The organism is Salipiger sp. ABN3_019 (genome assembly GCF_056158605.1).
Window position 1 is genome coordinate 238,773 of the sequence record NZ_JBSWTP010000003.1, and the last position, 13,257, is coordinate 252,029.

The window sequence follows — 13,257 nt, forward strand, 5'->3', positions numbered from 1 at the left end:
GATGGTCTATGGCGTTGACCTGCCGTCGCGGCTGATGCTGGGCACGGCGCAATACCCCTCACCGGCGGTGCTGGCAGAGGCGGTGTCGGCCTCGGGCGCCGGGGTGATCACCGTCTCGTTGCGGCGCGAGGGGGCGGGCGGTGCCGCGTTCCGCGATCTGCTCACAGGGACCGGCTGCCGCCTGCTGCCCAACACCGCGGGCTGTCATACCGCGCGCGAGGCGGTGACCACGGCGCAGATGGCGCGCGAGATCTTCGGGACCAATTGGATCAAGCTCGAGGTGATCGGCCATGCCGACACGCTGCAGCCCGATCCTTTCGCGCTGGTCGAGGCGGCGCGCATCCTCTGTGCTGAGGGGTTCGAGGTGTTCCCCTACACCACCGAGGATCTGATCGTGGGCGAGAAGCTGCTGGAGGCGGGCTGCGAGGTGCTGATGCCTTGGGGGGCACCGATCGGCTCGGGGCAGGGCCTGCGGCACCGCGAGGCGCTGCGGAGCATGCGGGCGCATTTCAGGGGCGTGCCGCTGGTCATCGACGCCGGGATCGGCGCGCCGAGCCAAGCGATGGAGGCGATGGAAATGGGCTTCGACGCGGTGCTGCTGAACACCGCCGTGGCCAAGGCGCTGGACCCGGTGGGCATGGCGCGGGCTTTTGGTCAGGCGGTCCACGCGGGGCGGCTGGCGTATGAGGCGGGGCTGATGCCGCGCCGCGACATGGCCGAGGCCTCGACGCCGATCTTCGGCATGGCGGATCTGGCATGATGGGTCTCGATCGCTTTTACCTGATCACCGGCCATGTGAACCGGCTCGAACTGCTGGTCCCGCAGGGGGTCAAGCTGGTGCAACTGCGGCTCAAGGATCTGCCCGAGAAAGAGCTGCGTCGGCAGATCGCCCGTGCCCGCGACCTTTGCGCCGTGCATGGCGCGCAGCTTGTGGTCAACGATCACTGGCGCCTCGCGCTCGACCTGCGCTGCCGTTTCGTTCATCTGGGGCAAGAGGATATGGACGGCGCCGATTTCGCCGCGCTGCGCCGCGCGAATATGCGCTTTGGCCTGTCGACCCATGACGAGGCCGAGCTTGAGCGCGCGTTGGCGCTGGATCCGGCCTATGTGGCGCTTGGGCCGGTCTATCCGACGCTGCTCAAGAAGATGAAATGGGGGCCGCAGGGGCTGGACCGGGTGCGTGCTTGGAAGCGCCGCGCGGGCGATGTGCCGCTGGTGGGCATCGGCGGGCTGACGCCTCAGCGCCTGCCGGACCTCTTTGCCGCCGGGGCGGACAGCGCGGCGGTGGTCACCGACATTCAGCAGGCCGCGGACCCCGAGGCGCGCTGCCGCGAGTGGATCGCCGCGACGCGCGGGGTGCCCGCATGAGCCGTTACGCGCGGCAAATCTGCCTGCCCGGTGTCGGCGCGGCGGGGCAGGCGCGGCTGACGGCGGCGCGGGTGCTGGTTGTCGGCGCAGGGGGGCTTGGCTCGGCGCTGCTGCCGCTGCTCGCCGGGGCGGGCGTTGGCGCGATCCGCATCGTCGATCCCGACGTGGTGGAAGAGAGCAACCTGCACCGCCAGACGCTCTATGCCATGGCGGACCTCGGGCGGCCCAAGGCCGAGGTGGCGGCGGAGCGGCTCGCGGCGCTGAACCCCGGCTGCACGGCACGGCCACGGGTGGCGCGGCTCGACCCGGCGCTGGCGGGCGATGAGATCAGAACGGCCGATCTGGTGGTGGATGCCGCCGACAGTGTGGCGGTGACCTATGCGCTGTCGGATCTGTGCCTCGCGGCGGGTCTGCCGCTGATCAGCGCCTCGGTGGTCGGAACCTCGGGCTATGTGGGGGGCTTTTGCGGCGGAGCGCCAAGCTATCGCGCGGTGTTTTCCGACCTGCCCGGCCAGGTGCAGAGCTGCGCCTCGGCGGGGGTGATGGGGCCGGTGGTGGCGGCGCTCGGCGCGTTGCAGGCGCAAATGGCGCTGGCGGTGCTCCTTAGGCATGTGCCTTCGCCTTTGGGGCAGCTGCTGACGCTGGATGCCGGAGCGTGGCGGCCCGCTGGGTTTCGCTTCGATGGCGCGCCCGAGCCGGAGGTGGCCGGTCCGAAGGTTGTCGCGCTTTGCGATCTGACCGAGGGCGACCGGGTGATCGACCTTCGCGGCCTCGCCGAGGCGCCCGACCTGCCGGTGCCTTGGGCCGAGAGAATGGCGCCGGAGGAGGTTGGCCGTACCGCCCTCGCCGCCAAGGGTCGCACCGTGCTGGTCTGTGCAAGCGGCCTGCGGGCGTGGCGCGCGGCGCAGGCACTGCTGCGCGAGGGGGCGCGTGACGTGGTGATCGCCGCGGCGGGCTGAGCCGCGCTCAGCCCCACATATCGCGCATCTTCGCGGCGACGTCGATCCGGCCCGGTGCCGGAGCCGCCGCGCCGGGCTGCGGCGCGGGCGACCAATGGGCGCTGTCGAAATGCTCCAGCATCTCGCGGGTGATGAAGCGGGTGCGCGTGGCATAGACGTGCCGGTCACCGCCGCGCCGCTGCTGCGTGACGTAGAACCGCAGCGGCAGGCCCAGCGTCAGCCGGTCCTTGGCGCGGGTCATCGCGACATAGAGCAGGCGGCGCTCTTCCTCGAGATCCTGCGAAGTGCCGGTGCCGAGGTCCGAGGGGATGCAGCCGTCGACCGCGTTGAGCAGATAGACCGATTTCCACTCCTGCCCCTTGGCCGAATGGATGGTCGAGAGGATGAGATAATCCTCGTCCTTCAGCGGCACGCCCGAGCGGTCCGAGGTGGCGTCGGGCGGATCGAGGGTCAGTTCGGTCAGGAAGGCTTCGGCCGAAGGATAGCCCGCGGCGATCTGCTCAAGCTGCAGCAGGTCGTTGCGGCGGGTGTCGGCATCCTCGTGGATGCGCTCCAGATGCGGCTCGTACCATGCGCGGGCGAGGCCGATGGCGGCGGGCCATGGCGCGCGGGTGGTCATCGCGGTGACGAAACCGGGCCAGTCGGCCTCGGCTTTGGCGGGCGGGGCGACATCGTTCAGCGCGGCGGCGGGATCGGGCGCAAGATCGAGCGCGTCCAGAATGTTTGCCGCCGACTTTGGCCCGATGCCGGGGATCAGTTGCAGCACACGAAAGCCCGCCACGCGGTCACGCGGATTGCGCGCGAGGCGTAGCACCGACAGCAGGTCCTTCACATGGGCGCTGTCGAGGAACTTCAGCCCGCCGAATTTGACGTAAGGCACGTTGCGGCGGGTCAGCTCGGCCTCGAGCTGCACCGAATGGCTGGAGGTGCGGAAGAGCACCGCCTGCTGCTTCAGCGTGGTGCCGGTCTCGCGGTCCGCAAGGATGCGGTCCACCATATAGCGCGCCTGATCGGCCTCGGTGTTCACTGTGACGAGCCGCGGTTTCTCGGCAGAGGCGCGGGTGGTCCAGAGGTTCTTGGTAAAGCGCTCGCGGGCCGCACCGATCACCGCGTTGGCGGCCTCTAGGATGGGCACGGTCGAGCGGTAGTTGCGATCGAGCGTGATGACATCAGCGGGCGGCGTGAAGGCGGCGGGAAAGTCGAGGATGTTGCGCACCGTGGCGGCGCGGAAGGCATAGATCGACTGCGCGTCGTCGCCCACCACGGTCAGCCCGCGCCCATCGGGTTTCAGCGCCATAAGGATGCGCGCCTGCAGGCGGTTGGTGTCCTGATACTCGTCGATCAGCACATGGTCCCACGCGCTGCCGATATGCGCGGCAAACTCGGCGTCCGACATCACCTGCGCCCAGGCCAGCAAGAGGTCGTCATAGTCGAGCACGTTCTGCTCTTGCTTGGCGCGGACATAGGCGCCGAAGAGCCGTTTCAGCTCGTCCTCCCACATGGCGCACCACGGGAAGTGATCGCGCAGCACCTCCTCCAGCGGCGCGCCCGCATTCACCGCACGCGAATAGATCGCAAGGCAGGTGCCTTTGGCCGGAAAGCGCTTTTCGGCCTGTGAAAAGCCAAGGGCGTTGCGGCAGAGGTTGATCAGGTCGGCGCTGTCCTCGCGGTCGTGGATCGAGAACTCGGGGTTCAGGCCGATGGCGGGCGCATGCTCGCGCAGCAGCCGCGCACCGATGGCATGGAAGGTGCCCGCCCATGTCAGCGCCTCGGCGACGATGCCGGTGCCCATGGCGCGGGTGGTGATCGCCTCGACCCGGCGGGTCAGCTCGGTGGCGGCGCGGCGCGAGAAGGTCATCAGCAGGATGCGCTGCGGATCGGCGCCATTCATCAGAAGATGCGCCACGCGATGCGCCAGCGTGCTGGTCTTGCCCGAGCCCGCGCCAGCAATCACCAGCAGCGGCGGCCCGGCGCGCGTGTCGCCGGGGGCGATGCCGAAGGTGGCGGCGGCGCGCTGCGCGTCGTTCAGCGCCGCGAGAGGGTCCTGAAGAGTGTCTGCCTGTGCCATGTCCTGCCCGGTTCTGCCTTGCCCGATCCTGCCCGATCCTGCCTTGCGGCAACGTTCTGTCAGGGCAGATTAACGAATTCAGAACATAAAGGGAACTTTGAAGTCTTGGGACATCTTGGAGGAGGCGGGGAGCAAAGCAGAAGCGCCGGGCGCGCCGGGACAGAGCCCGGCGCGTCATCTGGCTTTGGGGATCAGTCGGCGTATCGGTCGGACGGCACATCTCCTTCATATTCGGCAGGCAGGATGTCCTTATAGGCGGCGAGCACGGCGGTTTCCGCGTCGGCGACCGCCGGCGCGGCGGCAAAGCTCACCGGACCGCTGCCGGTGGCATCGGTGCCATTGGCAGTATGCGCCGCCTTGGCCTGCGGGCTGGAGGTGAGCGTGCCGTTGAGCTTGCCGAGTTTCGCGCTGGTCTGCCGTCCGTCGCTGTTGCCGCCCTTGTTGCCGCCGCCATTGTTCTTCGCATGCGCCGCGCCAGCACATGCGGCGGTGAAGTCAAAGCCAAACGACCCGTCTTTCGCCTCCATCCGCGCCCAATGCTTGCCCCCGACTTGCAGGTCCACGCGCGCCCCCGTCAGCCCGCCACGCGCCGAAGGTCAAAGGAATGTCGACGAGGGTCAGTCTTGCTGCCTTTGCGGAGAGCTGCGCGGGCGCGGCTCTGGGGCGGTCCGTGCTATACTGCGCGCACCGATGCTCGAACGACAGGAGGAGGTCATGGGCAAGTCGGAGGTAGACGCAGAAACGGGGCAGATCTCGGCTGAGGCGGCCCGCGTGTATGAGGCGTTTTTCGTTCCCGCGCTCTTTGGACAATTCGGGCCGTGGCTGGTGGAGGCCGCCGGGCTGCACGGCGGGGGCAGGCTGCTGGACGTGGCCACGGGCACCGGCGTGGTCGCGCGCGCGGCGCTTAAGCGCGGGGCCAGCGTCTCGGCGGTGGACATCAACGAGGGCATGCTCACCGTGGCGCGCGAGATCGAGCCGCATATAGACTTTCAGCACGCAGCGGCAGAGGCGCTGCCCTTCGCTGACGACAGTTTCGACGCGGTGACCTGCCAGTTCGCGCTGATGTTTCTGCAGGACCGCGTGGCTGCGCTGCGCGAGATGGCACGGGTCTGCCGCCCGGGGGGGCGCGTCGCCGTGGCGGTCTTTGAGGCGTGGGAGAAATCGCCGGGATACAACGACCTTATCCCGCTGCTTGAGGAGGTGATGGGCCCCGAGGCGGGCGAGGCGCTCAAGGTGCCGTTCTGCCTTGGAGATGAGACGGCGCTTGCGGCGCTGCTTGAGCAGGCGGGGCTGGGCGGTGCCGAGATCATCCACAAGACCGGGCAGGTGCGCCATACGTCACTGAAGACATGGCTCGACACCGAGATCGGTGGCTGGACGCTTGCCGATATGGCGACGCCGGAGGTCATGCGATCTTTGGAAGAGGCGGCGGAGGAGAGGCTGGGCAAATACCGCAACAGCGATGGCACGGTGTCCTTCGACGCGCCTGCGTTCTTTGCCGTGGCCACGGTCTGAGGGTGGACTGAGCGCGGGCTAAGTAGGGCTGAGTGCCGTCAGATCGACGCCCAATCAGTGAAACGCCATGACTGCGGCATGCGCGGGCCGGGGTGCGGTTGCGGGCGTCGCGTGGGGGTCTTTTGGGGGCTCATCGGATCGGCCTTTCAGGGAAGTGTTTCGACACGCAAACCCTGCGCCGATTGCGTTTCACCCCGATGCCGGCCCGATGCCGGTCGGTGTTTCAATTGTATCCGCAAAAGTTGCGGGCACACTCAAAGGCGCGCGGTGATGCCTTCCAGCGCCCCCGGCGGGTTCGGGCGCGTCACGAACTCGGGGCGGCGCTTTTCGTAAAAGGCATTGCCCCCGGTGGTGAGCACGTAATGCATGTTGTTGTAAGAGGCCCGGTAAGTCGCTGCGTGAAAGAACTGCGCGTTGCCGATCAGCGGGTGGCGTTCCCCCTGCAGCACCGACAGCGCCGCTTCGCGCACCGCCAGCATCGAAGAGCCGCTCATCTCGCGGGTCATGACGCCGGGGGCGAATTGGTTCTTCTGCCCGACCACGCCGCAGACCGAGCCGGGAAAATCGCTCGAGGCCACGCGGTTCATCACCACGCTGCCGACGGCGATCATGCCGTCGCGGCTGGAGCGGATCGACTCGAAGTACATGGCGCGTTCCATGCATTCCAGCTCCCCCGGCGCGTGCGACCGCCGCCCTCCGCCGCAGGCCGCAAGCATGAGCAGCGCCGCCCCCATCAGAAGGGCAGGTCCAATGGTTCGTGTCGCTGTCATTCTGCTCTGCCTCCAGCCTTTGACGCGGCTTGTTCATAGGAAAGCCTAACGGGCCTTGGCAGGAGGGATCAATGCTTCTGCTGTGGCCGGCATCATCGCGCGGCGCGACAGGCGCGGGCGCGCCACATATCGGCCTCTTGATACGCCCTTAGCTGCGATCCATCCGCAAGGCGCGCGGCGTGCGCGCCAGATGCGACGGCGGCATGCCCTTGGCCTTGCGAAACGCCGTGGCAAAGGCGGCGGGGGTCTCGTAGCCCGCCACATGCGCGGCCTCCAGCACCGAGGCCCCCGCGCGCAGCGCCGCGGCGGCCTTTTCCATCCGCACCTCGCGCAGCCGCGCCTTGACGGTCTGCCCATAGGCCTTTTCGAACATCCGGCGCATGGTCGACACGCTGATCCCGCCGGAGCGCGCCACGAGATCAAGCTCGGGCATTGGACCCGGCGCACTGGCAAAGGCCTCCATGCGGGCGAGCCGGTCGCGTTCGGCGCGCGTCAGGTCGGGCCCCACATGCAGCAGCGAGGCCATCGCAAAGCGCACGAGTGACAGGGCAAAGGCCTCTTGCTCCAGAACGCGGGCGGCGCGGCGCGTGCCTTCCTCCATCGGGGCCAGCAATGCCTCCGCCTGCGCGATCTCCCGTTGCGGCACCGGCCATGTCTCATACCGATGCGCGCGGCCTTCGAGCACGTCGTCCATGCCAAGATCGTGCCGGGCGAGCCAATCCCAAGACAGGGCGATCGTGGCCTTCCGCAGTCGCTGGCCGCCGGTAAAGCGGCGCCGAAAGTCGGTTGGCCGCGCCGTCGCGCTCAGCACCAGCTGCACCGGGCCGCCCTTGCTGCGGCCAAAGCAGAAGGCGGTGCCATCCACATGCGCCGACACCGACCCTTCCAGAACGAGATGCAGCATGAGGTTGGCGGGGCGGGTCATGCGGGTTTCGAAACTGGTCTCGGCAAAGGCGTCATGCAGGTTCACCGACAGGCCCAGCGGGGTGGACGCGCCAAGGCAGCGCCCGCGCAGAGCGACCTGCCCGGCGGCGAGAGTTGTGCCGAAGTCGGCGCTTCGCCCGAGCAGCACTTGTTCGATTTCGGCACGTCCGATCTGCGCCATTGCGGCAATTACCCCAGCGAATTTGATGTTTCCGGACAGGACTCTGAACGTTCTGAAAAGGTCCGGCAGTGGCAGTGTCGCAGCTTCGGACCTAATGATCTAGTAAAATAGTAAGAATTTGCGAGGGTCCAAATGTCCGCAATCACACGCAGGCCGATCAAACTGGTTTTGCTGCTTTCAACATCGCTTTCGACACCTGCGCTGGCGCAGGACGATGTCTATCTTGGTGAGCTCACCATCGACAGCGCGAGCTATGAGACCGAAGGCACCAACAGCTACACCACCGACCGCATCTCGGTGGGGGAAAAGGCCAGCATGGCGCCGCGTGACGTGCCGCAGTCGAGCTGGGTGGTGACGCGCAAGGTGATCGAAGACGCGGGCTATACCGCGCTCGAAGAGGCGCTGGCCGACACGCCGGGCATCATGATCCTCAACAATGACGTGGGCCGTTCGTCGATCTACTCACGCGGCTATGAGTTCGACTACCTCTATTTCGACGGTCTTCCCGCGCCGGTCAGCTCGATCTACGGCACCCAGCCCGACCTTTCGATCGTCGACCACGTCGAGGTGCTGAAAGGCCCGGCGGGTCTGTTCATCGGCACCGGTGAGCCCGCGGGCTCGATCAACATGCGCCTCAAGCAAGCCACGGCCACCGAGTTTACCGGCTATGGCACCATCTCGGCGGATTCCAACGGGCAGGCGCGGGCCGAGGTCGATGTCTCGGGCGCGCTCAACAAGGAAGGCACGCTGCGCGGCCGCTTCGTGGCGGCCTATGGCGACGGCGAAGGCTTTGTGGATGAGACCGAGAACGGCGTGACCTCGCTCTACGGCACGCTGGCATGGGATCTGTCGCCCGACACCAAGCTGACCTTCTCGCTCAGCCATATGGAGCGCGACATCTCGCCGTTCAACGGTCTGCCGACCTACGAAGACAACGATCTGATCTGGACCGATGCCTCGACCACCACGGCGATGGATTGGAACGACTTCGACAACGCCACCACCGATGCGGTGGTCGCTGCCGAGCATTTCTTCGACAATGGCGGGCGGGTGAAATTCTCGCTGCGCAACTCGCATCAGGAAGCCGATTTCCTCTACGCCTATGCCGGTTCGGCGGCGGCGGAGGACAACACCATCTCGCGCCTTTCGTGGCTGGCGCGCGATTTCGAGCAGGACAGCCTCGCGCTCGACCTGCACACCGAACTGCCGTTCGAGCTGGGCGGCTGGACCGGCGTGGCCATCGTCGGCGCCGATTGGCAGAAGACCGACAGCACCATGTACCAGGCCCGTGGTGCCATCTCCGGCAGCTGGGATCTGGACGATTGGGACAGCTCGTCGGTTGCCAAGCCCGACGTCGATTACAGCACCAAGACCGAGACCGAGACGGAATCCACCGGCCTTTACACGCAGCTGCGGGTGAAGCCGATGGAGGCGCTGACCCTGATCGGCGGCGCGCGTCTGAGCTGGTACGATGGCACCGTGGACACCGAGACGCTCTCGACCGGCGCGGTCGCGACCGAAGAGTATGACGTCGATGCGCAGGTGACTCCCTTCGCCGGGCTGACCTACGACGTGACCCCGAACACCACGCTTTATGCCAGCTACTCCGAGATCTTCATCCCGCAGTCCGAAGTGGACAAGAGCGGCGATCTGCTCGACCCGATCGAGGGCCGTCAGTTCGAACTGGGCGTCAAGGCGCGGCTGGCTTACGGGCTCGACGTGTCGGCGGCGCTCTTCGATCTGCGCGAGGTCAACCGCCCTGTGCAGGTGGTCGATGAGGACTATTACGAGGCCGAAGAAGAAGTCTCGTCGCAGGGCCTCGAACTGGGCGTGGCCGGGGAACTGGCCGAAAACATCCACCTTTCGGCAGGCTACACCTACACCTGGACCGAATATCTCAACGGCGACGACGAGGGCGAGACATTCTCGACCTACACGCCCGAGCATATGTTCAAGCTGTCGGGCGCCTATGACGTCACCGAGGGCGCGCTGCAGGGCTGGAGCTTTGGCGGCCGGGTGACTTGGATGTCCGAGTTCTCGTCGCGCGGCATCGAAGCGCCGAGCTACGGCACCGTCGATCTGATGGCCTCCAAGACTTGGGACAACGATCTGGTGCTGCGCATGGGCGTCGATAACGTCTTCGATGAAGAGTATTACACCCGCGTCGGCAGCACCTCGGTGTTCAACTTCCGCGGCGAGCCGCGCACCTTCAACGTCTCGCTGACAAAGTCGTTCTGACCTTTTGGCACCGCTCCCGGCGCACTAAACGCGCCGGGGGTTCAGCACGGGTCTCGCCGCATGTTTCCCGCGGCGGGGCCCATTTTATTGCGGCAGTTCCGGTGCCGCGTCATATTCATCGCCCATGAGTTCGGCCGTGTCATAGGCCTGCAGCTTGTCGAACTGCGCCTCGATATCCTCGCGAAAGAACGCCGCCGCGATGGCGCGCCCGAGCCGTTTGGCCCCCACGCTGACCGCCGGGATATCGCCCGAGACCTTGCCGTGGCTGAGCATCGCCGCATCGTTGAAGCAATGGATCCGCTGCAGCGCAGGGCAGGTGCCGGGGCTGCGTTCGAGGAAGGTGAAATCCTCGGCGAGATAGGGCGACTGCCCCATCGGTCCATCGCTGGGCAGATGGTCGGGAAAATCGTCGCGATCCCCCCATGACAGCACATGCGGCGCGATGGCGCTCAGTTCGGCGCGATCGGCGAAATCGTTGCGAAAGCCCGTGCCCGCGATCAGGAAATCGGTGCTGAAGCTCCCGCGCGAGGTGTCGATGCGCAGCCGCCCGTCCTGCACCGCAGCGCCGGTGAGCGTGCAGCCGAGGTGGAAATGCGCGTTGGGGTGATCCGACACGCGGCGCACCGAATGGCTGGGCGGCGGCACCTGTTGCTGCGCGGCATAGCCGTGGATCTTCAGCTTCCACTCATCCGGCAGACTGCCGAGGCCCAATTCCGTGCCGGGGCTGCCGATGCCGGTGAGCTTGTTCACCGCCGGAATGGTCTCGCGGCGGATCAGCAGATCGACCCGCGCCGCCCCGGCCTCGAGCGCGGTGGCGGCATTGTCCACCGCCGAGGCGCCCGCCCCCACGACCGCCACGTCGCGCCCGCGCAGCGCGGCAAAATCGATCTCGTCGGCGCTATGCGCCCAATACCTGCGATCCAGCCCCTCGAGCGCCTCCGGCACCGCGCCGCCGCCGAGCCCCGAGCGCCCGGTGGCCAGCACCACGCGGCGCGTCAGCAGGCGCTCTTCGCCTTCGGGCGTGACCAGAGTGACGGCCAGCAGGTCTCCGTCGCCGCGCAGGTCGGTGAGCCGGGTCTCATTGCGGATCGGCAGCGCCAGCACCCGCCGGTACCAGCGCAGGTAGTCCATCCACTGCCCTTTGGGGATTTTGCCAAGCGCCTCCCACGCCGCCGCGCCCCATTGCGCGGTATACCACGCGCGGAAGGTCAGGGCAGGCAGGCCGAGCGCCGGGCCGGTCAGGGTTTTCGGCGAGCGCAGGGTGCGCATCCGCGCGAAGGTTTCCCACGGTCCCTCATAGCCCTCGGGCGCGCTGTCGATGGCAAGGCTGTTGTCGATCCCCAGCAGGCGCAGCTCCGCCAGCGCCGCCAGGCCGCACATGCCCGCGCCCACGACCAGAACATCGAGCACACCCTCTCGCGCGGGCACCCAAGGCGCTGCGGGCAGGTTGAGCAGGCTCAGGTCCTCGGCGAGGCGGGCTTCGAGATCGGCAAGGCTCATGCGGCAGGGCTCCGGCGCGGCGGGCAGGGGAGGGGCGAAAGGGTGGGATCAGGTGGCGACGGTCATCTTCTCGATGCCATAGAGCCGGTCGGCCACCACAAGCGCGACGATGGCCAGCAGCAGCTGAAGCGTCGAGAGTGCGGCGATCGAGGGATCGAACTGGTGCTCCATATAGGCCAGCATCACCACCGGCAGCGTGTTGGTCTGCGCCGAGCCGAAGAAATAGCTCACCGGCAGGTTGTCGAAGGAGGTCAGGAACGAGAACAGCGAGCCCGCCGCGATGCCCGGACGGATGAGCGGCAGCGTCACCTCGCGGAAGGTGGTGAGCCGCGATGCGCCAAGGATCTGCGCCGCCTCCTCATAGGCTGGCGGCACGGCGCGGTAGACGGCGGTGACGGTGCGGATCACGTAAGGCAGGCAGATCACCGTGTGCACGATGGCAAGGCTGAGGAACGAAACGCCGAAGCCGAGCGCCGAGAGGAAGAACAGCGAGGCAAAGCCGATGACGATCATCGGCATGCTGAGCGGCGACAGCAGGAACGTGGTGATCGCCGTCGCCCAGCCCGAGCGCGCCCGGCTCAGGTACAGCGCCGCCGGAACGCCGAGCACGCAGGACGCCACGGTGGCCACCACGCCGAGCTGAAGGCTGACCCAGAGGCTGTCGATGAACGGGCGGTATTCGAAAATCCGCGCGAACCACTTCAGCGACCAGCCGGGGATCGGGAAAGCGGCATAGCCTGCGGAGGTGAAGGAGATCACCACCACCACCGCGATCGGCAGGATCATGAAGACGAAAAAGGCAATGGTGAACGCCCAAAGGGCGATGTCCGAGAAGCGCATCTTATACCCCCTGTCTGCGCAGCAGGCGCAGTTGCAGCCACAGGCAGGCCAGCGCGATCACCAGAAGGATGGTGCTCATGGTCGAGGCCAGCGCGAAATCGCGGGTGGTGTTGAACTGCTGGTAGATCAGCAGCGGCAGCGTCTGGAAGCCTCCGCCAAGCAGCACCAGCGTGACGAACGAGCCATTGGCGATCATGAAGACGAGGATCGCGCCGGTGCCGATGCCATCGGTGGTCAGCGGCAGCGTCACCTCGAAGAAGGTGCGCAGCTTGGAGGCGCCGAGCATCTGCGCGCCCTCTTCAAGCCGCCGGTCGACGCCCTGCAGCACCGAGGCGATGGACAGCACCGCGAAGGGCACCAGCACATGCACCAGCGCGGCGATGGCGAGCCCCGGTGTGTTGAGCCAGCGCAGCGGCGCATCCAAAAGGCCGAGGTCGGTCACCAGCCATTGGTTGATCAGCCCGCGCCGGGCGAAGAGCACCTGCCAGCCGAAGGTCCGCATGATGATCGAGGTCAGCAGCGGCGCGATCAGCAGAAAGACGATCAGCCCCGAGAACCGTCCGGCCTTGCGCACCAGCACATAGGCGACGGGATAGGCAATCACCACCGAGATCAGCGTCACCGCCGCCGACAGGATCACCGTCTCCGCGATCACGCCAAGGTAGAAGCGGTCGGTCAGGAAATCGGCATAGCGCGACAGGGTGAAGCCGCCGTCTTCCGCAAGGAAGGAGCGCGCCGAATTGTCCGCCAGCGGCATCACGAAGAACACCGCAAGGAAGATCAACGCCGGGGCAAGCAGCAATGCGCGCCGGGCTCCGGCGGAGAGGTGAACAAGGTTGGGCATGACGCCTCTTCGGTCTTGGGCAGTGGGGTCTCCCGCCGGTGGACCGGCGG

The 13,257-nt window shown here is 67.1% G+C and carries 12 protein-coding genes; 5 read left to right on the forward strand and 7 right to left on the reverse strand.

The window, feature by feature from the left end; translation table 11 throughout:
* Nucleotide 1 precedes the first annotated feature (1 nt).
* The 3 genes from ACXAD2_RS03705 to ACXAD2_RS03715 are packed head-to-tail and all read left to right on the forward strand — an operon-like array spanning nucleotide 2 to nucleotide 2,327.
* On the forward strand, nucleotides 2–760 hold the full coding sequence (locus ACXAD2_RS03705) for a thiazole synthase (protein WP_475167019.1): 759 nt from the start codon (nucleotides 2–4) through the stop codon (nucleotides 758–760).
* Nucleotides 760–1,368: a thiamine phosphate synthase gene (locus ACXAD2_RS03710; RefSeq protein WP_475167123.1), complete on the forward strand. Its 609-nt coding sequence runs from the start codon at nucleotides 760–762 to the stop codon at nucleotides 1,366–1,368. The genes ACXAD2_RS03705 and ACXAD2_RS03710 overlap by 1 nt, the downstream gene beginning before the upstream one ends.
* Nucleotides 1,365–2,327, forward strand: coding sequence for a ThiF family adenylyltransferase (locus tag ACXAD2_RS03715; protein WP_475167021.1), 963 nt, complete (start codon nucleotides 1,365–1,367; stop codon nucleotides 2,325–2,327). Before ACXAD2_RS03710 ends, ACXAD2_RS03715 begins: the two co-directional genes overlap by 4 nt.
* A 7-nt stretch (nucleotides 2,328–2,334) precedes the next feature.
* On the opposite strand, the gene ACXAD2_RS03720 is transcribed toward ACXAD2_RS03715, so the two are convergent.
* A complete protein-coding gene (locus tag ACXAD2_RS03720; protein WP_475167023.1) occupies nucleotides 2,335–4,395 on the reverse strand; it encodes an ATP-dependent helicase in 2,061 nt (686 codons plus the stop codon).
* A 191-nt stretch (nucleotides 4,396–4,586) separates the two neighbouring features.
* The gene (locus tag ACXAD2_RS03725) at nucleotides 4,587–4,958 is read right to left on the reverse strand and encodes a hypothetical protein (protein ID WP_475167025.1); all 372 of its coding nucleotides are present in this window, start codon (nucleotides 4,956–4,958) and stop codon (nucleotides 4,587–4,589) included.
* A 151-nt stretch (nucleotides 4,959–5,109) separates the two neighbouring features.
* Here ACXAD2_RS03725 and ACXAD2_RS03730 point away from each other — a divergent pair, with 151 nt between their 5' ends.
* The gene (locus ACXAD2_RS03730) at nucleotides 5,110–5,910 is read left to right on the forward strand and encodes a class I SAM-dependent methyltransferase (protein WP_475167028.1); all 801 of its coding nucleotides are present in this window, start codon (nucleotides 5,110–5,112) and stop codon (nucleotides 5,908–5,910) included.
* 254 nt (nucleotides 5,911–6,164) lie between these two features.
* Here the strand turns inward: ACXAD2_RS03730 and ACXAD2_RS03735 are convergent, their stop codons facing one another.
* Nucleotides 6,165–6,680 carry a cell wall hydrolase gene (locus ACXAD2_RS03735; protein WP_475167029.1) on the reverse strand — a complete coding sequence of 172 codons (516 nt, stop codon included), beginning with the start codon at nucleotides 6,678–6,680 and terminating at the stop codon, nucleotides 6,165–6,167.
* 148 nt (nucleotides 6,681–6,828) lie between these two features.
* Nucleotides 6,829–7,785 (reverse strand): helix-turn-helix transcriptional regulator, encoded by a 957-nt coding sequence (locus tag ACXAD2_RS03740; RefSeq protein ID WP_475167032.1) that lies wholly within the window; start codon nucleotides 7,783–7,785, stop codon nucleotides 6,829–6,831.
* 132 nt (nucleotides 7,786–7,917) lie between these two features.
* Between ACXAD2_RS03740 and ACXAD2_RS03745 the strand changes: the two genes are divergently transcribed.
* Complete coding sequence (locus ACXAD2_RS03745; RefSeq protein ID WP_475167035.1) at nucleotides 7,918–10,023, forward strand: TonB-dependent siderophore receptor; 2,106 nt, start codon at nucleotides 7,918–7,920, stop codon at nucleotides 10,021–10,023.
* Between the two features lie 84 nt (nucleotides 10,024–10,107).
* Here the strand turns inward: ACXAD2_RS03745 and ACXAD2_RS03750 are convergent, their stop codons facing one another.
* From ACXAD2_RS03750 to ACXAD2_RS03760, 3 genes are read right to left on the reverse strand one after another with little or no spacing between them, the layout of a single operon-like run.
* The gene (locus tag ACXAD2_RS03750) at nucleotides 10,108–11,523 is read right to left on the reverse strand and encodes an NAD(P)-binding domain-containing protein (RefSeq protein WP_475167038.1); all 1,416 of its coding nucleotides are present in this window, start codon (nucleotides 11,521–11,523) and stop codon (nucleotides 10,108–10,110) included.
* A 48-nt stretch (nucleotides 11,524–11,571) separates the two neighbouring features.
* Nucleotides 11,572–12,363 carry an ABC transporter permease gene (locus ACXAD2_RS03755; RefSeq protein WP_224905575.1) on the reverse strand — a complete coding sequence of 264 codons (792 nt, stop codon included), beginning with the start codon at nucleotides 12,361–12,363 and terminating at the stop codon, nucleotides 11,572–11,574.
* A gap of 1 nt (nucleotide 12,364) precedes the next feature.
* A complete protein-coding gene (locus ACXAD2_RS03760; RefSeq protein ID WP_224905577.1) occupies nucleotides 12,365–13,207 on the reverse strand; it encodes an ABC transporter permease in 843 nt (280 codons plus the stop codon).
* Nucleotides 13,208–13,257: the final 50 nt, after the last annotated feature.

Coding starts and splice junctions, on each gene's coding strand:
- ACXAD2_RS03705 (WP_475167019.1), top strand. CDS start 2: ATGGTCTATGGCGTTGACCTGCCGTCGCGGCTGATGCTGGGCACGGCG.
- ACXAD2_RS03710 (WP_475167123.1), top strand. CDS start 760: ATGGGTCTCGATCGCTTTTACCTGATCACCGGCCATGTGAACCGGCTC.
- ACXAD2_RS03715 (WP_475167021.1), top strand. CDS start 1,365: ATGAGCCGTTACGCGCGGCAAATCTGCCTGCCCGGTGTCGGCGCGGCG.
- ACXAD2_RS03720 (WP_475167023.1), bottom strand. CDS start 4,395: ATGGCACAGGCAGACACTCTTCAGGACCCTCTCGCGGCGCTGAACGAC.
- ACXAD2_RS03730 (WP_475167028.1), top strand. CDS start 5,110: ATGGGCAAGTCGGAGGTAGACGCAGAAACGGGGCAGATCTCGGCTGAG.
- ACXAD2_RS03735 (WP_475167029.1), bottom strand. CDS start 6,680: ATGACAGCGACACGAACCATTGGACCTGCCCTTCTGATGGGGGCGGCG.
- ACXAD2_RS03740 (WP_475167032.1), bottom strand. CDS start 7,785: ATGGCGCAGATCGGACGTGCCGAAATCGAACAAGTGCTGCTCGGGCGA.
- ACXAD2_RS03745 (WP_475167035.1), top strand. CDS start 7,918: ATGTCCGCAATCACACGCAGGCCGATCAAACTGGTTTTGCTGCTTTCA.
- ACXAD2_RS03750 (WP_475167038.1), bottom strand. CDS start 11,523: ATGAGCCTTGCCGATCTCGAAGCCCGCCTCGCCGAGGACCTGAGCCTG.
- ACXAD2_RS03755 (WP_224905575.1), bottom strand. CDS start 12,363: ATGCGCTTCTCGGACATCGCCCTTTGGGCGTTCACCATTGCCTTTTTC.
- ACXAD2_RS03760 (WP_224905577.1), bottom strand. CDS start 13,207: ATGCCCAACCTTGTTCACCTCTCCGCCGGAGCCCGGCGCGCATTGCTG.